Genomic DNA, 20,860 nt, shown 5'->3' with positions numbered 1-20,860 from the left:
ATCGTTTATTTATTAACTTTCAAAATCTTCTTGTAGTACGACTTGCCATTAGCCTGCACAGTGGCGATATAGACACCAGCCGGCAACTGACCTGTAGTAACAGTGGCGCTCTTTCCCAGGTTAGAGAGTGACAGCACGTTCTTACCACTCATATTAGTCAGAGTGAGGTTGCTGATCTCATGACCGCCAGCAGAAACGATGATATAATCGCGAGCCACGGCAGGTGTCACAGTCAGTTTGTCGTACATCTTCTCAATACCTGTTACCTGACCACCGATAGTCAGTGTCGACGGCATGCTCCATGTGCCGACATTGTCAGCCTGGAAGCCCATCTGCTCTGTCAGGTCATAGCAGTTACCTGTAGCGGTCTGAATGGCCACGAAGGTGATCTCGTCGCCAGGTTGTCCGTAGATGCTCATCAGCAGTCGGTCATCCTTCCAGATGCCCACGCCACGGCACTCGGTACCAGCGAATGCGCCAACCACATACTCATCGGCATTTACCTTCACACCACCGTCATAGAGGTGAGCCGTCAACGGCATCACATCAGGATAAGCGTACTTGGCGGGAGCCCACGGGCTGTTCATCAGGTAGTTGAACTTACCCACACGACTTGCAGCATTAGATACAATCGTGGTATTGAACAGCAGCTCGCCCTTCACCGATGACTTGTAGAGATAACCCTGACCAGGCTTCATGCCCTCGAGGGTACCCTTCCACTGGCCATCCACATACTCTGCGAAGCCATCCTGACCCAGCACATAGTCGCCTTCCTGAGCACCGAAGAACTCAAATACCTCGTCGATGGTCATCACCTGGTTGACAGGATAGCCAATCCAGTTCCAACCAATCTCTACAGGTACAGTGCTTGTCGTAGCGTTGAACTCAAAGCCCTGCAGGCTGTTAACTGTCTGAGCAGAAACCTTCACCTTATAAGCCTCGGTAGGCAGCAGTTCAGTAAGGTTACCCACCAGACCGGCCACAGGATCATTGATCAACTCCTGAGTCTGACTCATGATACGCTCAGCATTCTCCTTGAACGCATTGGCAGCCACGGGCTCTTCCAGATTGTGTGAGATCCACGACCAACCCTCTGGCATCTGATAACCAACGGTTGTACGCTTCAACGTATAAGTGAATGTCTTCACCTCACTATCGAGCAGGTCATGACCCTTAGCAATAGCCTTGATTGTGATGTCATTAGCAATCGTGATAGGAGCCTCGTCATCATACTTGATAGACAGATCTGTAGGTTCAGAGCCATCGAGTGTATAATAAATGACTGCGCTCTCTGTCTCACTGCTCAGATGAATCTGAGTGCCGCGATAGACTTCTGTGCCAGAGACACGTGAGGCCTTCGGAGCAATCGTTATCAGTCGAGCCTCATCCTTCACATTGACAGTCAGACGACCTTCCACATCGTCCACACCCTCAACCTTGAAGGTCAGGACAGTCTGACCAGGCATCTCACCAGTAATCACGATCTCTGCCTCACCATTTTCATCAAGTGTCATTTCGTTGACAGTTGTCTTGGCAATAGCAGCAGAGAGCGACTTCACAGTGAGTTTCTTACCCTTTGAGGCGTCAGCAGGCAATGCAGCCACCTTCAGCGTACGCTGACCACCGAATGCCACGTTCACCTCATTGTCAGAAGTAGAGATGCTACGTACCTTCTTCACGACCTCGAAGTCCTGAGAGAAGTTATCCTGCATCGTCACGCCGGCATAGCTCTTCACCAAGCTCTTGACAGAGATGGTTACCTCGTCGGTAGGAAGCAGTTCCTTGTCATCAAGTAGTGCGAAGCGAACCTTCGAAGCGTAGGTCTGCTCACTATCCTCGCTGACATTCTCCTCATTGACGAGTTCGATCTTACCTTCAACCTTCTCACCGTTGCATGTTACTTCGATGTTATCGGTATTCAGTGTCTCGATATCCATGAACTTGTCGAACTCAATCTCCACGCCATCCTTCGAAGCACTGGCCTTCAGCACCTGAGGCTGCATCAGCTGAATAATGGCAATGTTCACGTCGAGCTGTGGCGGAGGCACGGGCAGCCATTCTGAGTAGACGGTCTGATAACCTTCCTTCTCGAACTTCACCTGCCATAATCCCTGAGGAACATCCCAGCGATACATACCATTCTCATCAGTGAACAGCGGGTTCTCCTGAGCATACTCCTCAGCATTCCAGAGCACGATATTCTCATGCAGGTCGCCATACTGGTCTTCCACCGTCTCCTTATAATAGATAGTAGCGGTGACACCCTGTACACGGTTGGTGCTTACAGCCTCGTAGACATAGCCTGACGGGTCGATAGGCACATCGCAGTTCGGTCCAGGATAGATAACCAAGTACTCATAACCTCCAATCCAGTATCTTACACGTACATTGACTGGTACAATACCATCATACATATTACCGAACTCGCCATAGGCAATCCAGCAACCCTTATTAGCGTTGTAGACGGCCTCCAACGGATTCCACACACCATCACCAGTCTTCACTTCCAGAATCACTTTGGTAATGATTGAAGCATCATTATTGTTGAAGCGGATAGCGAAGGTGAACGAACGGTTATATATATAATAGGTATAACGCAGAGGCACTACCGACGGCGTAAGGAAGTTGAACAGCAACTCGTAGTTCTTACCCTGCCACCAGTTCTCTTCTGGGTTAGTATAGTACATGGTCACGCCTTCCACCTGGATAGCATCCTCATCGTACTTCACCTGCTGGGTCTCAGAAACCATCTCTGCACCCTGCTGAGTGGTCACCACTGCATACACATTGTGTACTGACGGACTCTCAGGATTATCCAGTTCGACGGTCGTTGCCCAAGAACCGTTAGCCAGAGCCACGGTCTGTCCCAGCATCACGTCATCAACATAAACCTTTACGGTTGCCTTGCTCATAGCTGTTCCGCTCACAGGCACCTTTGTGCTGGCCACCACTGCAGGCACGGTCAGCGACAAGTTCTTCACCGTGAAGCTGGCATTACCAATAGGCTGAGTGATGGTGCGTCCATCGAATGTGAACTGCACAGCTGCAGCTGCACTATATTCACCACCTGCCAGAGGAATGAAGCAGAAGCGTATGCGCTCGTCATAACTATCCAGAGGAATAGTAACCACATGGTCGGCATAGGTATAGCCAATTGTAGCGTTGCCATACATCACTGAATTATCCACAAATGAGCTCTGCTCAGGCAGACCGACAATCAGTTTCACATCGCTGATACCGCTTACATACTTCGACTTGAAGTCGAGATGAGCGCTCACCGTGAGATACTGACCAGCGGTAATCTGGTTCTTGTTCACAGAGAACGAAGTGTTGTCAGAGGTGTAATACAACTTGGTCTCGTCGAGATAAGGAATAATCTGATTAGCGACATTGGTCATCTTACCACTCTTAACAGCCACATTGTTCTTCATGTAGTCAACACCCTGACGCAGGCCAGACTCCGTGAATTGACCAATGGTATAGATACTGTTGAAGAATTGGCTACCAGCCATCGTCACCAGCGTGTAGTTACCATCTTTCAGATCACTGATAGTAAGAGATTTCTCACTATAGTCATACTTCTTAACCAGACGTCCATTGCTGTCATAAAGAATACCTACTACTGTCGGGTTGTCGGTTCTGATGTACGTAGCCTTGATGCCACCAAGCTGCTTGATAGCAACAGTCACATCGGCACGGTCGTTGGCACCTACAGTGCCCACCACCTCTACAGGCATGAACTTTTCGTTCTTACTGGTAGCCACGACACGCAGTTGGGTGCCCTGAGCGTGAGAGTCCATGAGCACAATCTGCGGGAACTGCAGATTCATCTCAGTATACTGCTCACCAGTAGCCTCATTATAGACAGCGAACGTTACATTAGACATGTCGTCGTACGAGTTCTTCGTATTACCATCAACGTCGGTATAGGTGACGTTCAGGTAGATCATCGTACCGTTGATGTCCTTCAAATCAAAGGTAGGCACCTCCACGAGCGGTGTCGGCATTGCCAGACTCTGGCTCACGAAGTTGGTCTTCGAAGCAGTAACCTCGGTGGGAGCAGCAAATACCTTCTGACTCCACTGGCCCTGTTCATTGGTCTTGGTAGTGAATGCCTGTGAGTAGAGTCCGTTGAGCATCTGACTGACAGAAATCGTAGCTCCAGCCAATGGCTGTTCAGTCTTGACATTACGTACCAGACCACCAATGGTCAGTTGCGGGATCTCCTCAAGGGTGATGTTCACGACATTGTCAGCCGCATCTCTCACCTCATAGAGAGAATCGGGAACCATGAGATACTTCATGGCCAGCTCCTGCGACAGCTGAACGCTCACCTTGACCATTGTACCTCTCAACTGGTTGGCCAGTTCTGTACCACGAGTCATGAATACGCCCTTGTCGCTAGACCATATAACAGTGGCCTTCTCTGTGACATCAGCTCCTTCTGGTGTCAGCACCTTAGCCAGCACCTTACGTGGAACCAGCAGGTTCTCGAACGTCACGCTCTTGTCCTTATCAACAATCTCTACATTGTCTATCTCACCCAGCACAAAGTCTTGAGCATTCTTCAGATAAACGTTGTAGCTAGTGTTCTGAAGCAGGTTGTAGAACGTATAGACCACACGGTCAGTAATCACATAACGCATGCGCTGTCCGTTCTTCAGGTTCAGCAGCTCTATATACATATCTTTATATAAAGGAGCCTCTTCCTCGGGCAGACCCACCGTCAGCGACTTCACTTCTTCCTGGAAAGGCAGAATCGTGAAGTCCTTCCACACATCAGCAGCCTGATAGAGAGACACCGACTTAGAAGGCACATAGACCGTCACCATATCGGGGTTAACACCATCGAATGCCGTTGGGTCAACAACGGGTGGAACCACAGCATGACAGCCGATTGTCGAGAGTGCTGTGCAGTTATAGAACGCACACCACTCTATACTCTCCAGTGAAGCAGGCAGCATGATGGTCTCCAGAGTGCCGTTTCCTTCAAATTGCCAAGAAGGAATGAAGGTAGCGTTAGTGCGACTGAAGTCCAAAGTGGTACAACTGCGAGACTCATTAGCGATATACCAGTCCCAGTCTTCCACCATTCCAGCCACTGTAATAGACTTAACGCCCTCGTAGTTACCCTGCGTCACTTCCCAGAAGGCACTCCACAGGTCGCCAGGATTAAAGTCATCGATAATGACCTCACCCGTTTCCTCGTTGAAATAGTTCTTTCTGGGGTTACCAGGATTCTGCGGATTGTACTCATAGACAGCCGTCAGCGTGATAGCCTGTGAAGGCATGGTGAACTTATAAGACTGGTCAAAAGATATCCACTGTTCCTCAGAGTTCTTCCATCCCTTGAAGTCAAAGCCATAACGGTTGTATGCAATGACGGTATAGATTTTTCCTTCCTCACACTTGGTCTTTTCGGCCCAGTTGAACGAGCCGGCACCCTTAGGTTGTGATTCCAGTGTCACCCAATACCTTTCTCCTACAGCCTGTGGATTTTCCGGGCTCATCGGATCATAGTGACATACTGCTGTCAGGGTCACGTCATTCTCTGGCATGGTGAACTCAATTCCATAGCCTTCAGAAGGCACCTGTTCATTGTTCATCAGCCAGTAGTCGAGCACGAAGTTGTCCTGCACATAGGCATAGACCCAAATGCGACTACCTGCCAGAATCTGACTCTTGTTACTATAGTTGAAACCCGCCACACCTTGAGGCGACGACTTCAGCGTCAGCTCATAGGTACCCAGGTCAGGCCCAGGTATGCTGTCGGCCGAGCCAGCTTGCGCAAAGAGCGCAAGTTGGCAGAGCCACAACACGAATATACTTAATAACCTATTCATAATGACATTGTTTTTTATGTCCTAGAATACATTTTCCTTACTTCACAACGACCTTCTTGCCGTTCTTCAAGTAGAGACCCTTCTTCGGCTGCTCAATCTGCATACCGTTGAGGTTGTAATACTTCTCATTATCAGAATTGCCATTGGCAATGGTCTGGATACCAGTGAGCTGACCACCAGCGAAGCGAACCACGAAGCGGTCCTCGGTATCGCCCTCATTAGCCTCGAAGGTATAACCCTCAGAGCCGTCGAGACGAATCTCCTTGCCAGTGAGCAGGTCAACCAGCACTACCTCGGCATCAACCTTCGTGTTGAGTGCGATGGTATAGGTACCCTGCTTGCCGAAGTGTACACCCAGCTTCACCTCACCGTTAGCCATCGGACGCTCATTGATAGCATACTTAGCATCAGCTACAGAGTAGATCTGAGCCACCTCGTCGCTCAAGCTCATGAACTTCGAAGCATCCTTATCCTGCTCGTAGCCAGCCTTAGCCTCTTCGTTGAGCACGATACGTGTACGGTCGGTAGTCTCTCCATCACTGATGGTGATGTTGAACACATAGCGATCGGCAGCCTTCACGGCACTACGTGCACCAGCCACGAGGTCGTAGTTCACCTGGTCGCGGCGAGCCTGACGGCCCTCCTCGATGAATACGATAGAACTCTCGTTGACAGGACGCTGTACGAAGAATGCCTCACCAGGATTCAGCACATAGATATCATCCAGAGGCGAGTAAGCCTCGTAGTTCTGAGATCCCTGGTTCCAAACGGTGATAGGAGCATTGGTCTGCATACCCTGAATGTTATAGTAGCAAGGATATGGGTTACCAATGAGGTTCCAGTTCTGGTTATGAGCGAACTCACTTGCGAACTGCTTCAGTGGCACCTCTACGTCGTCACTAGCAAAGATATTGTTCTTGTTGGTGGTCTGCATGGCCTTGAAGAAGAATCCGTTGTATTCACGATAAGCCTCATCATAGTCCATTGCGGTGCTCTGGAGGATGTAACCCTCACCAGCATGCAGCACGCTGTCGGCAGTCATGTTCACCCAAGTCTCGTTCATATTGCCAGCGGCACGAGCAGCTGCATCATACTTACGGATAACGAACGGTGTGTTCTCGAAGTTCAGTCCAATCTCAGAAACCTGAGCATCGAACGGCAGTGAGAAGAATGTCCATCTGTCGCGACGTACCCAGTAGTCAACAGTCACGTTGTCGGCACGCATGTTTTCTGCATAGTTCAGCAGCGAACCGTTGCCAGAGTAGTCACTGTAGCCCCAATAGTAGCGCTGGTTCAGTTCTACGTTCGGATCATAAACGATGGTGAACTGTCCGAGTGATACCGTATTGTTCTTATCAGAATTTACTATGACAGCACCGTAAGTGTAATCATAGTTTCCACCCAGGTTATACTGACCGATACGCATATCGGGCTTGTACTGAACAGAGTCGTTAATCTGAGTCTCAGGCCATGTTACCTGGAAGTTAGTAATAGCGTGGTACTTCTCAGGCAGCTCGTCGATGCCCTGAATGTTCCAGTTATTCCATAATTCGTTGTTCTGGTAAGCCTGAACAGAGACTGCAGGCACATAGAGGTTGTAACCCCAACTCCATGTAGCTCTGTCGGTTCCATAAGGAGGAACAGCAGCATGGAGCGTCAAAGACTGCAGGTTATAGCAGCCATCGAATGCGCCATATCCCATAAACAACAGCGTAGCGGGCAGTTCCACCTTCTGCAGGTTGTCGCGATACTCAAAGATCCAGTTAGGCATCTTCTCCAGGTTCGTACCAGCCAAGTCGAGCAGTCTCAGGTTATACAGGTTACTGATGAAGTAGAGGTCATCTTCGTTCATCGCGCCCTTCACCTTCAGACCCTGCAGGTTCCAAGGATCACCAGCTACACTATATAATGTATCGGCAAGTGTTCCAGGAATCTCGATCGTTACAGTAGCGAATACAGCATAGAGCTGGTCTAACAGGGTATACAGCCTGTTAGCGTACTCATTAGCCACTCTGGTGTTGATTTCGCGAGCCACGTAAGCAGCCTCAGCCGTAGCTACGAAAGCGGTAGCCTCAGCTACAACGTCCTCGTCCATGTTCTGACCATTAGCCAGACGCTGCTTCACAGCGTTGATTACCTCAGCCAGGTTAGCGTAAGCGTTGATATTCTCACGAACACGGATAATACAGTTGGTCAGCAACTGATAACCCTCTTCCATCTCAGCGGCATCAGTAGCATCCTTATAGGTGTCAACCAGCTGCTGCAGTTCTGTCTGCAGAGAAGTCTGCATATACATGCCGAGCAGGTCGTTAGCCTCTTTGATAACAGAAGCCAAGTCAATATCAATCACCTCACCAGGCTGTCTAGAGCTGTTCTTACCGAAGTAATAGAGCTTGAAGTCATCCATAACCGTCCAGCCGTCGGAAGTCCATTCGTTTCTCAAAGCACCAATACGCAGGTATCCATCAGGACCTACATTCACAATCACCTTGTTGGTGTAAGCACCAGGATTCAAATCAATGAGGCCCTTACCACCAACGAGAGTATTTGGCAGGTAGTAGATATTGCCATCTAATTCATACTCATAGATTCCTTCCATACCAGGATCCTCTGTTGGAGCGGCCTTCATCATGTTGGCAATACGAGCATTATACACTTTGCCATCGCCATTCATACCATAAAGGTAAGAATTAGTGTAGCGATTGTCTTCAAGCCAAGAATAGTAGTTGTTTTCATTGTAACCAACACGGTCCCAAGCATCAACAGTTATCATGTAGGTACCCTCGGGCAGTCCCTGGATATCCTGATACATATTGTAATCTGTCTCCCAGAACTCCATAGCAAGAGCAGAACGCTGAATGTCGTCGTTACCCAGATTACCAGGATTCATCCAACCCTCGTCAGTACTCTCACCCCACTCGTTCTCGAAACTCGGATTCTTGATAACAGCTGTCAGATCGATAGGATTCTTGTCAGAAGCACTTGCCCAGTCAGCAGGCAAAGCCAAAGCAGTATACAGGTTGTTCATCTGATCGATGTACTCATAAACCTGATTGTCATAGATGGTATGGTTATTAATACCATTATAGATTTCACCTGCCAGAGCGTCTGCCTGATTAATAGCATCCTGATTCTCTGATCTATTAATAGCCTCAACGAAGGTATCAACAGCACGCTGCAGTTCTACAAACAGAGCTACCGACTCCAAATAATCAGCATTCAAGTCATAAGCCTGAGTCAGGACATTGAACATAACCTGTCCATCCTGTGCATCAATAGCATTCTGGGCAGTAGTCTTCAAATTTGAAATCAACTCATAGATATCTTTACCCATAGGACGAGAAAGATCCAACTTAGCCAGTTCAGTTTCAAGGATTGGCTGTACGATTTCAGCAGTCGGGGTGCGATATGTCAACTTGAAGTTATCAAAGATACACCACCAGTCCTGATTCTTGTTCATCTTCACACCAATACGGAAGATATCACCTTCTCTTGCTATCAAACCATAGGCAGTGGTCTTATACATACCCCAGCCAAAGCACTGTGCAGCAGCACCCATTGAGTTGGGATAGAAGTTGCCATTGACTTCCTCCTGATACCAAGACTCAACCTCAACCATTTCCTTACCATAGTCGGCAGGGCTCTCAGAATAAACACTTGGGAATGAGCTCAGAGCGTTATTCATATAGAGGTATACGGGTGAAGGATAGTTAGGATTGATATCATCACCACGGGTATATCCAGGAACCTCGCAACGTACATAACCCTGAACCTGCAACTCGTACATACCAACAGGCAGATTAGTCAACTCCTGCCATACATCCCAGTTGTAGTTGTGCCAAGCCTCGAAGCAGTAGTTCATATAGCCAAGGGCATTCTCCATCAGGTCCTTATTGTTCTGTCCGAGAGGACCACGAGTCAGAGTTCTTCCAGAATAGTTGTCAATATTCCAACCTTCTGCAGAACCAGAGTCGATATTCCAATCATCATCGAATCCTGGGTTCTCTATCAGGTAGGTCACATCCTTACCATCATAAACCACACCCTTCGACTCCTCGATCATGATCTCTCTCAGATTCTTGATTGTCTCAGTAGCCATATAGATCTCCTCACGGGTCATCGTGGCTTCGAGCAACTTTGCCAGTTCGCCATTCAGATAATCGGCCAGCTCCTGAGTCGCATCCAATCCCTGGAAGTCAGGCATGGTCAGCATTTCGCGTGACTTTTCAACAAGATTCAAGAAGTTATTCATGACGTCGATGGCATCCTGCACATTATAATAGGCATTTTCCATCTCCTCCAACTCTGCTTCAGGATTATCGTAAACGCCTTGATACTCAGAAACATCAACGCGAACTTCAGCAGCCATCTCGACAGCATCTCTCAGGCGGATCTTATAACTAATATAGGTGGAAATCTCGCTGATAGCACTCTGTAGTTCACCATAGCTGCTATCAGTATTCATATAAACCTCCAGCCACCTAACAATATTGATGTCCAACTCTTTAGCATCAACCAAAAGCTCATACAACCTTTGACCAAGAGCGCCATTTTCTGCAAGTTGTGAATATTCATAATATTCTTCAGAACTAATGAAATTCTGATAAGAGTCATAGGTTACGAACCTCCAGTCAACAGCATGACCTTCCTCTGGATAAATCATATACAGGCGGTTATCACCAGTACCGTTCCATCCCAGGTATCTGCCCTCATAGTTTTCATCTCTCTGAATCAATGAAGCATTCTGCAGACGATAGAAGCCATCGCCAACAGGTATCACAAACCAAGAGTAGTTGTCCTGTGAACCATGGTCCACCCATGTTCCACCATCATAGTCAGTGAAAATATTATTCTCACCCAGATAACGGTCAGGGTGTTCTACCACATCCCAGAACTCGTAAGAACCTTCAGGAGCATCAGGCTCAGTAGCCTCTTGGAACCAAACGGGATAGCCAAACTGGGCCAGGCTGGCACGAGTACTCCACTCGTTGCCGCTGGCGAAGAATCTTTTGCCTTCGGGGTTGTAGAGATAATACCAAGAACCATCGAAACTAATCTCATCGACAAACTCCAGACCCTGTGGCTCAGGAATGTCACCCCAGACGCCCTCAGGAATCTGAACCTCTTGATCAGTAGTAATCTTGGCAGAGAAGTTAGAAACATAAACCTCATCACCATAATTACTAATGGTGAGACGAGAATTCGTCAGCTTAATAGTTCCACCAACGAAATTCTCTGTGCATCCCACATTAAGCTGGATGACGTTTGTTTTACCAGGCATAAAGACCTTGGCATTCAACGATAACATCACCACACGGATGGTTTTGTTGTCCATCCACTTGCAGCTGATGCTGGGATTAGGGTCTGCCATGGCCCCCTCGACGGCGACTGGGTCGCCATCGAGGTATAGTCCATTACTCAGCACAATATCGGTTTGCAGACCATAGATGTCGTAGCCATCAGTGGCCAGAGCAACCGTTACGGTCTTGGTGTCACCGGCGTTGATCTTAAAGCCTTCCATATAGAGCGACTGTGCCATAGCGCTCGTGAAGCCGGCAATCAACAAGAGGGTCAATAGCGACAACCTCTTAAAAATACCTTTGTGTTTCATATCGTTTAAGTTTTTAGATTATCAATAATTTACTTCACGAACATCTTACGTACCTTGCCGTCGGCAGTCTTCACAACATTCATGCCCTTACGCATCTTGTTGCTCTTCACACCGTCAACAGTGTAGTAGTCAGCATTGGCGTCGCCAGCCATGATGCCGTTGATGCCAGTAGCGTCGTTCACGCCGAGAGCATAAGCACGTGCAGCAGTATCGGTGAATTCGATGTTGCTGAGTGTTACGGTCTGGTTGCCAGTAATATCGAGCGAGAGGAGTTCACCCTCATTGCCCGTGATAGCAGCCATATTCATCGAGAAGGCCATGATACGGTAGGTGTTACCCTCCAGGTGGCTATATCTGATATTCAGACCATTAGCACGCTGGTTCAGGTTCACGCCGTTGAGCATAGCACCATCAGCCAGCGTTACATCCATCTGGAATGCCACAAACTCGGTGGTGTTGTTCAGACCAATCTTGTTAGCGTCCTGAGTGAGGTAGTTAATCTCTTGCTCCATCGACTGACTGCGGGCCAGTGCTCTATACCACTCATAGCCGTTGAGTGCGATATTCACAACGCCCACCACGTCAGAAACGGTGATGTTATAAGAGTAGTTCACATCAGCAGCACGGAACTGTCTGTAGCTAGGCTGCCAATCATCGAGTACGAGACCAACGGTAGCCACAGCGTCAGAGGTGGTCACCTCGCCGTCGAGGTTCACGTCGCCCACCAGCACTTCGCTTTCATCATAGTAGTCGTAGCCAGGAGCAGGAGCTGTGAGCAGCAGTTGTACTTCGTTGAAGAACAGGTGAGAACCAGACTCTGCCAGGACACCAAACTGCATCCAACCATCAGTTACAACCACGTTCTCGATAGTAACGATACCATTGTTAACGCTGAACTCTGGGAAGGTCTGACCAATGTAGTCGATGTCAGCATAATACTCTTCATTTCCGGTATATACATAAGCCTTAGAATCAGTGTAAGTATCTTCCTGACGCTCACCAACTGCGAACTTCACGGTATAAGTGCCTGCAGGCAGGTCTCCAATACTCTGAGCTACTTCGAAGAAATTACCCCAGTTAGAGAACATAGCGTCGGCAGGAACTTCCCAACTGTCATAGTTAACCCAACCAGTAGATACATTTGCATTTTCAACATACCAACCAGGAACGCTGAAGTCCTTATCAGAGTAACCCCACTTGTAGATGTTTGGATTCTCTACAAAGATATTCATGTTGTAAGCAGGAGTAATCTCTTCAAGCGTAGCCTCGTCGATAATAGGATCGAACAGGGTGTTGTCAGCCTTGCTCAGCTTCTTATAGATATCCTTCTTGATGCTCTGCTTCATCTCATCGACCAGCCATTCCTCCTCATCAAGAATATTCTCTGCATCCCACAGCAGGTCTTCATTATCGATACCCAGCGTACGCATGGTCTCAGCACCCTGACGGACACGCTCTTTCAGCACAGCATAACCAGTCATCGTGACTTGCGAAGGACCTTCTGTGAACATATCCTGTACCATATTCACAGCATACTTAATGTCAGAATATGCATTTGAGAGGCTACCGAGGTTGTACTGATCAAGGATTTCACCATAAGGAGCATAGTTATCGATGCACCTAATAAGATAATAGTTATAAATATAGCTCTGAGTAAACTTGGTGTCTGCATACTGCTGACGCAGAGCCAGCATAGTCTCTGCCAACGGATAGTATTCCTGATACAGTCTGCGATACTCCTTCATATAATAGGCAACATTCTCAAGATCTTTTGCTGCCTCCAAGAACTGGTCAAAATTATTGAAGTACTTGTACTCACTCTCATACCAGTTAATGACATCGTCCAGATTAGCATATTCTCCATTATTTGTAAAGTCAGCATTGGCATCACGCACCTGCTTAGCGTTCTCAAGTGCAGCGAAGAATGCCAAAACATTCTCGTTGACATCATCAGTCATATACTTCACAGTAGGATTAGCCAGCAGCACCTCGTTGAAGCCGTCAACTGCCCAGCGCAGTATGTAATTACCATCTTCCTGAGGAGTGAATGCGATGGTAGTGTTCGTAGCATCAGTTACGGCAGCCTTACTACCATTCACGTTAGGATTATTCTTAATAACCTCTTCGTATACCAAATAATCTTCATCAGCAGACAGAATCTGGAAATTCATTGTAGTTCCGCTATCTTTCCACATAGCCGACTTGAAGTTAATGGTGTACTTCTTGCCTGCCTCGAGGTAAAGCGGATAGTCTTCGTAGCCTCCATACTGGGTATAGCCCTCGCGGAAGTAGAGACCATGAGTGAAGTCACCACCTTCTGCAAAGACGAACATACGGGCACCAGAACTATACTGACTTTCAGAATTACGTTCCTCACCATTGAAGTTCACAAGATAACCTTCAGGAATTCCACCCTCCTCAGTAGCATCCCACAGATTGTCAGCCAGGATGACTTCAGCCTTAGCTTCAGGATCAAGATTAATCGGACCTACGACGAATGAGAATTCATAATTTGTATAGGCATCCTCGTCTTCCCAACCTTCAGCATAGATACTATACAGTTTGATGGTGTGCTCGCCATCAGTCATGTCTTCTACGTCACCCTGACGGGCCAGCCATACAATCGACCCATCAGCAATCACAGTGAGTTCCTCATTGTCGAGTGTAGCATGGATTTGCTCGGCGTCAACAGGCATATCGAAGTTAACATGGAACTCCATTGTGCCACCATCAACATTGAATGAAGATGCTTCTGGATAGGTGAATACAACAGAAGGAATTTTAACAACATTAGGCAACTGAGCCCAAACGCCGAAGTTATCGAAGTAATAGTCAACAGCATTCTTATCTTCATTCAGCATGAAGGCAATGCTCTTCAGACCAATACCGTCACCGTTACCACCCTTTGCCATTTCTTCGCTGACTTCAATGTCGGTAGAGAAGTGCTGCCACTCCTGAGCGAATTCAACGTTACCGAGGCAAACCCAATGCTGGTACACACTTGGCTCACCATGAGCCTGAGTGGAAGCCCAAGAGTAATCGCTAGCTGCATAGTCAAACTCAACATGCAGGATAGTACCTGCTGGCAGAGCCTTGTTCAGATTAATCCAGAACTGGCTGTCCCAGCTCTGAGCATCTCCAAAGTCTGTCTCGTCAGGTGTGCTTACCAAGATACCGCGGCTGCCGTTAAAACCAGCGCCATCAACAATGCGTGCACCAACCATTTCCTCAGAAGGCCACTCCTTAGAGATGAAGCTCTCTACGTTATCGCCAGCCAAGTTACCATTGGCAATCAAGTTGGTCCAACCCTCAGGAGCCTCGAGCTCAGGATCATCTTCAACAGGTACAGCATCACCCTCAAACTGAGCCAGGCGGAAGCGAGTGAACGACATCCACTGGTGGATAGTAGAAGCCTCACCTCTTACACCTATATATATATTAGAAGCCTCGTCCAGTTCAAATTCTACAGAAACATCGTTCCAGCCTCTTCCATACAAACCACCAGTAGCACCTTCGCCGAAGATCATCTCTTCATTGTCCTCGCCTGCAAAGACGGACATCATCACATCTGATGAAGCACGACCGCTGACGGTGAGCAGATATCTACCTGCAGGAAGTGTAATCATCTGCTGGAGACTTCCATTCCAATAGTCAGAACTCCAGTTAATGCCATCGAAGTAACGATAATCAGAGTTGCCATCACCATCGGTAAGTGGCTCATTGCTCAGAATATCAACACGTCCGCTAGTGCCATCTTCAAGGATGAACTCCCAGCCATCGGTTCCGTATTCTGCATTAGGATTCTGGATGAGTTCTGTCAGGACGTGAGAACCCTCAACACCTTCGAGCAGAGCACTCGACTCTGCCACCTGACGGCAAAGCATCAACAGACGAACGGCCATCTCCTCGGCCTGCTCAGCATTCTCGATGGTAATCAAGCCAACCTGCTTAGCAGCGGCCAACTTCTCTTCAGAAGCATAAGGATACATGATCTGGCAAGCTGCCAACTGTGCCTGAGCCTCGCCAAAGGCCAGATAAGCAGGAGCGGCAGCCACATAGGCATTGGTTGCAGCAACCAAAGCTTTGATGGCTTCCTCATAGGCAGCCTGAGAACCTTCCACTTCACTATATATATTAATTGCATTCTCAAGGTTTTCCCTTTCAATACCATCAACAACTGAATAATCCTCATTCTCCAGAGCATCAATAGCAGCTGCCAGAGCGTTCTGATATGCAGGTTCGAACTCATCGGCAGGAACCTCGCTTGACAGATAAGTCAACTGGAAGTTATCCCAAATGACCCACTGACTTGTTGACGTTCCCTTTACGCCAATGGTCAACTGACCATCCTCGAATACGGTGAACTCGAAAGGCTCAATGGTGTATGCTCCTGCTGTGAATGAATTAGAAGCATCAGTCATGGAATTCTCAGAACCAGTCTTGACAGGAATAGCAACAGACTTGTCATTGGCAAAAAATACAGGTGCATCCTCGTTGAGATCATCATCCTGACGATAGAAGCCCTGAGCAGTCATCATATATCTACCAGCAGGAGCGTTGGCAAGAACCTGAGAAATGGTAAATGTTGAATGGTATGACTCAGCACAGAAGTTGCCAGTGCCACCACCGCCCAAGTTCCTGTTGGTGCAATCAGCACTTACAGTCCAAGCTGCGGTGCTGGTGTTGCGGTTGAAGTTCGGATTGCTAATCAAGAACGTTGCATTAGCAGGAGCCGTTTGCTTCATAGCAGCAACAGCCTCATCAATAGTTATGAACTGCCACTTGGCAGCAGCAGTCAGTTCTTCAGTCTGAACAACAATTGCATCGTTGGTGGGACCTGTTTCCGTACCCTCAGCTAGATACTTGCCATCGAGCTTGATAACGAAGGTATCATCCTCATTCTTCTCGATAGCAAAACCACCATCAGGTGTTTGTGAGTCAACATAGAGGTTAGAACCCAGGTGCGTGTTGTCTACAGTAGAGAGCAAATACTTCAAAGAATAACCACCCTCGGGCAACAATGTTACTTCGAAGGGAGCACCAGAAGGAGCTACTGAAGCCTGAGTACCCCAATTGTTTGCACCAGTAAAGAAGTTGCCAGATGCAACATTCTTAATGTAATAGGTACCATCAGCTAATAACGCCTCCGATTCTTGAGCATTTACAACGCTTGCGATGCCTAGCAACAGCAAGGTCAATAGGTACTTTGTAAATACTTTCATAACTAATCGCTTTAAGTTAATATTATTGTTAATAAATTGTATAAAAATTCGCTTTAGGCTTTGTGGCTAACCACATTTTAGGTTTTTGTGTCGGACACAAATTAGGCTTTAGGCTGCAAATATATTAAAAAATATTTAAACTCACAAGTTTTTAAGTAACTTTTTTAAATTTCTAAAGAAAAAAATTATTTTTTTCATCCATTAGTGTCCGGTTAACAATTTTACAACATTGACTAAATTCTTTATTATCAATAGGTTATGGCATTCTAAATAAATTCTGATTAATTTTTGTATCTTTGTACTTTCTCATATATAAGTTAGCCAAAAAATGAATGTCGGAAAAACCTGTATTTTCTCAACAAATTTTTAATTGGAAACTAGTGTTCTCAGACTAATAAAATTTGCGCCCTAACTAGAAAAAACTTTTTCCCTAACTAGGAAAAAAATTTTTCCTAACTAGCGAGATATTTTTCTCTAGTTAAGTGGCAAAAATGGAGTAGGACTGGAGACGTATGAAAAATATTAACATTTCGCATTTAACCAGACACTAGAGAAACGGTTTGTTTCCAATGTCGGAATGAAGCAGAAACATTATTTCTTTGGGGTGAAATTTTGAGTCGAATTATGAGTCTTTTCACTCGCTTTGATTAACCTTTAAGGAACAAAAAAAGAAGATTCATCGACAAAAACTTTGTTAATTGATAAAAAAGCATTACCTTTGCATCGAAAATCGAATGCTTAAAACAAACTCATGGGAGAAAGAATAAAGAAACTGAAGAAAATCAGAATACATCGCGAGGGCACGGAAGAGCTGCTTTACAGCCTCTTTATCATCATTGCCATAAGCGTGGCGCTCTGGAGATTCTTCGACACACCTATACCTTTTATTATCTTCATACTCATCTTCGGCACCGCCTGGATGCTGATGCTCAACTTCTATCGCTGTCCTATCCGCTACTTCAGCGGCGACACAGACAAGGTGGTGGTGGCGCCAGCCGACGGTAAGATCGTGGTGATAGAAGAGGTGGAAGAGAACGATTACTTTCACGATAAGCGCCTGATGATCAGCATCTTCATGAGTCCGCTGAACGTCCACGCCAACTGGTTCCCCGTTGACGGAAGGGTAAAGTTCGTGAAGCACTTCAACGGCAACTACCACAAGGCCTGGCTACCCAAGGCCAGCGAGGAGAACGAACATGCTGACATCATGATTGAGACGCCTCACAGCGAGGAGGTGCTGGTGCGCCAGATTGCAGGCGCTATGGCCCGACGCATCGTGACCTACGCCAAGGGCGACGAGGAATGCTATATCGACGAGCACCTGGGATTCATCAAGCTGGGCTCGCGAGTGGATGTCTATCTGCCCCTCGGCTCTAAGCCCTGCGTGAAGATGAAGCAGCCCACCACAGGTGACCAGACAGTCATCGCCAAGCTGGCTTGAGGTTTGAGATTTGAGGTTTATGAAGAAGCACATCCCTAATACGATTACGTGCTGCAACCTGATTTCAGGATGCATCGCTACTTATTGGGCCTTTCTAGGAGACTACAAGCTGGCGTTGCTGTTTATTATCATCGGAGCCGTGTTCGACTTCTTCGACGGCATGACGGCTCGTCTGCTGCACGTCAGCTCGCCCATAGGCAAGGAGCTAGACTCGCTGGCCGACGATATCACCTTCGGCTTCGCGCCCTCAGCCATCATCTTCAACTGGCTGTGTGGCTACAGCTTCCACGAACTGCCCTACCCCATTGCCTTCATCATGCCGTTCCTGGCATTTATCATGGCTGCCTTCTCGGCCCTCAGACTGGCGAAGTTCAACCTCGACGAGCGTCAGGCGATGGGCTTCATTGGCCTGCCTACCCCTGCCAACGCCCTGTTCTGGGGTTCACTCATCGTGGGAGCAGGCGACTGGCTGCAGTCGTCACCTATTTATATATATGGTGTCATCGTCATGATGCTGCTGTTCAGCTATCTGCTGATAGCCGAGATTCCCATGTTCGCCCTGAAGTTCAAGACCTGGGGCTGGAAGGGCAACGAGGTGAAGTTCATCTTCCTGCTGACCTGCATCCCCTTGCTGCTGATACTGGGTGTCAGCGGTCTGGCTGCCATCATCGCATGGTATGTGGTGCTGTCTGCTTGTACACAGAAGAAGGGGTGAAGGGTGAAAGGTGAAAGATGAAAGGTGAAAGTTGAAAGGTGAAAGCTCATGGAGATTCTGGGTGCTATAGCTATCGTCATTGTTGTCATCATCGCCTTGGGGCTGGTGGTAGGCTTTTACTATCTGCGCAAGGGCTATAAGTTTGTGAAGCGGATGACCAGGGGCGAGATGACGGAGGAGGACTTCGAGCGCCTGTCGAACCGTTTCTACAAGAAGAAAGACAAAGTAAACTTCGACAGCGACTACTTCAAGGGCTCTGGCACACAGCAGCAGGGCCGACAGCAACAGCAAGGGCCGTTCCGTCGTCAGCAGCAGCAATCCACTCGCACCACCATCCATACTGCCGATGGCGTCACCATCGTTGATGAGCGCCAGCCGCAGTCGAACAAAAAAATATTCGCCCAGGATGAGGGCGAATATGTAGAGTTTACTGAAGAGTAAACTTTAGTGGAAAGAGGAATGTGGAAGGAGGAAAGAGGTTAGTTGTGAACTAACGTGCCTATTTCCTCGCCAGCCATTACCTTCTTCAGATTTCCTACAACATCCATATTAAACACATAGATGGGCAGGTTGTTGTCCTGGCACATGCAGATAGCTGTGAGGTCCATCACCTTCAGGCCTCGCGCTAGTACCTCTTTATATGTAATACTGTCGAACTTGGTGGCTGTGGGGTCTTTCTCTGGGTCGGCCGTATAGATACCGTCCACACGAGTGCCCTTCAGCATCACGTCAGCCTCAATCTCGATACCACGCAGGCTTGAGCCTGTATCTGTGGTGAAATAGGGCGAGCCTGTACCTGCCGAGAAGATGCACACATAGCCTGCCTCCATCGCCTCAATGGCCTTCCACTTGGTGTAGAACTCACCAATAGGCTCCATGCGGATAGCCGTCAACACCTTGTTCTTCACGCCAATAGCGCCCAGAGCCGAACTCAACGCCAGCGAGTTGATGACTGTGGCGCACATGCCCATCTGGTCGCCCTTCACACGATCGAAGCCCTTCTGCGAGCCACTCAGGCCACGGAAGATGTTGCCGCCTCCAATGACGATGCCAATCTGCACGCCCATCTCGGCCACCTCCTTAATCTGCTTGGCATAGTCGCTCAAGCGCTCAGGGTCGATGCCGTAGCCCTGCTTTCCCATCAGGCTCTCGCCTGACAGCTTCAATAGAATCCTTTTAAATCTTGCCATAGTTTTTTGTTTTATTTCGTTATTACGTTATTTCGTTATTTCGAGGCCTAAATCACATACTGAACCTCCTTGAAGGCATAGCGTCGCTGCTGGCCGTTGTCATCGCAGAGCTGCAGGTGACCATCGTCCTCCACATCTACCAACTGGGCCATGAAGGCGCCATCTTTGTCGACATAGGGATGAAAGCCCTTACGACGATAGAGCATCTGCATATAGCGATCCTTGATCACTGACCCCATCATCTTTTCGAACGCCTCCAGGATATCCTGCAGCAGTTGGTTGCAATCAGACTCGTGTTCACATATCTGCCACAGCGACACAGGATTGGGGGCATCGCTGTGAAACTCACGCTGATTGACATTCAGTCCCACACCAATGATGCAGTCCTTGATGGTGCTGCCCTGAATACGGTTCTCTATCAAGATGCCGCCAATTTTGCCGTTGCGCCAGTAAATGTCGTTGGGCCATTTGATGGAGAGGTCGCCGATATGCTGTCCCAGCGCCTCACAGATGGCCAGCGAGATGGCCATCGAGATATGAAACTGCTTTGCGGCAGGCAGTTCTGTGGGATGAATAAGCAACGAGAACAGCAGGTTCTTGCCACGTTCACTCTCCCATTTGTTGGTGCCACAGCCGCGACCTGCCGTCTGATACTCAGCCACAACGGCGACTTTTTGCTCTTCCCCGTGGTCTTTTAGCCAGCGGTTGGTGGAGTCCGTTTCGTCAATATGTATGATTTTCCATTCCACGTTGCAAAAGTACGAAATATTTTTCGTAACTTTGCCATCTTAGATGGCGAACTTACTGCATCTCGGCATAAAAAAGATTAAAATCTTTT

At 47.9% G+C, this 20,860-nt stretch carries 8 protein-coding genes; 3 read left to right on the top strand and 5 right to left on the bottom strand.

What is annotated here, in order from left to right:
* Positions 1–5: 5 nt before the first annotated feature.
* The 3 genes from Q0R57_RS08440 to Q0R57_RS08430 are packed head-to-tail and all read right to left on the bottom strand — an operon-like array spanning position 6 to position 16,676.
* A complete protein-coding gene (locus Q0R57_RS08440; RefSeq protein WP_294745968.1) occupies positions 6–5,843 on the bottom strand; it encodes an FN3 associated domain-containing protein in 5,838 nt (1,945 codons plus the stop codon).
* A gap of 37 nt (positions 5,844–5,880) precedes the next feature.
* The gene (locus Q0R57_RS08435; protein ID WP_294745967.1) at positions 5,881–11,454 is read right to left on the bottom strand and encodes a hypothetical protein; all 5,574 of its coding nucleotides are present in this window, start codon (positions 11,452–11,454) and stop codon (positions 5,881–5,883) included.
* A 29-nt stretch (positions 11,455–11,483) separates the two neighbouring features.
* On the bottom strand, positions 11,484–16,676 hold the full coding sequence (locus tag Q0R57_RS08430) for a hypothetical protein (protein ID WP_294745966.1): 5,193 nt from the start codon (positions 16,674–16,676) through the stop codon (positions 11,484–11,486).
* Between the two features lie 751 nt (positions 16,677–17,427).
* On the opposite strand from Q0R57_RS08430, the gene Q0R57_RS08425 reads away from it, so the two are divergent.
* The 3 genes from Q0R57_RS08425 to Q0R57_RS08415 are packed head-to-tail and all read left to right on the top strand — an operon-like array spanning position 17,428 to position 19,273.
* Complete coding sequence (locus Q0R57_RS08425) at positions 17,428–18,117, top strand: phosphatidylserine decarboxylase family protein (RefSeq protein ID WP_294745964.1); 690 nt, start codon at positions 17,428–17,430, stop codon at positions 18,115–18,117.
* 19 nt (positions 18,118–18,136) lie between these two features.
* Positions 18,137–18,832, top strand: coding sequence for a CDP-alcohol phosphatidyltransferase family protein (locus Q0R57_RS08420; protein ID WP_294745961.1), 696 nt, complete (start codon positions 18,137–18,139; stop codon positions 18,830–18,832).
* A gap of 48 nt (positions 18,833–18,880) precedes the next feature.
* On the top strand, positions 18,881–19,273 hold the full coding sequence (locus tag Q0R57_RS08415; protein WP_294745959.1) for a DUF4834 family protein: 393 nt from the start codon (positions 18,881–18,883) through the stop codon (positions 19,271–19,273).
* Between the two features lie 38 nt (positions 19,274–19,311).
* Here the strand turns inward: Q0R57_RS08415 and pyrH are convergent, their stop codons facing one another.
* Together pyrH and Q0R57_RS08405 are read right to left on the bottom strand one after the other, a co-directional pair.
* The gene (gene pyrH / locus Q0R57_RS08410) at positions 19,312–20,022 is read right to left on the bottom strand and encodes a UMP kinase (protein ID WP_294745955.1); all 711 of its coding nucleotides are present in this window, start codon (positions 20,020–20,022) and stop codon (positions 19,312–19,314) included.
* A 47-nt stretch (positions 20,023–20,069) separates the two neighbouring features.
* Positions 20,070–20,771 (bottom strand): biotin--[acetyl-CoA-carboxylase] ligase, encoded by a 702-nt coding sequence (locus Q0R57_RS08405; RefSeq protein ID WP_294745952.1) that lies wholly within the window; start codon positions 20,769–20,771, stop codon positions 20,070–20,072.
* Positions 20,772–20,860: the final 89 nt, after the last annotated feature.

This window comes from uncultured Prevotella sp. (genome assembly GCF_946407605.1).
Lineage (GTDB): Bacteria > Bacteroidota > Bacteroidia > Bacteroidales > Bacteroidaceae > Prevotella.
The sequence above is the reverse complement of the archived record's forward strand: the minus strand, read 5'-3'. Positions and strand labels throughout refer to the sequence as shown.

Bases quoted from the DNA above. Each gene is read 5' to 3' on its own strand.
- Q0R57_RS08420 (WP_294745961.1), top strand. From the start codon at position 18,137: ATGAAGAAGCACATCCCTAATACGATTACGTGCTGCAACCTGATTTCA.
- Q0R57_RS08440 (WP_294745968.1), bottom strand. From the start codon at position 5,843: ATGAATAGGTTATTAAGTATATTCGTGTTGTGGCTCTGCCAACTTGCG.
- Q0R57_RS08435 (WP_294745967.1), bottom strand. From the start codon at position 11,454: ATGAAACACAAAGGTATTTTTAAGAGGTTGTCGCTATTGACCCTCTTG.
- Q0R57_RS08425 (WP_294745964.1), top strand. From the start codon at position 17,428: ATGGGAGAAAGAATAAAGAAACTGAAGAAAATCAGAATACATCGCGAG.
- Q0R57_RS08430 (WP_294745966.1), bottom strand. From the start codon at position 16,676: ATGAAAGTATTTACAAAGTACCTATTGACCTTGCTGTTGCTAGGCATC.
- Q0R57_RS08415 (WP_294745959.1), top strand. From the start codon at position 18,881: ATGGAGATTCTGGGTGCTATAGCTATCGTCATTGTTGTCATCATCGCC.
- pyrH (WP_294745955.1), bottom strand. From the start codon at position 20,022: ATGGCAAGATTTAAAAGGATTCTATTGAAGCTGTCAGGCGAGAGCCTG.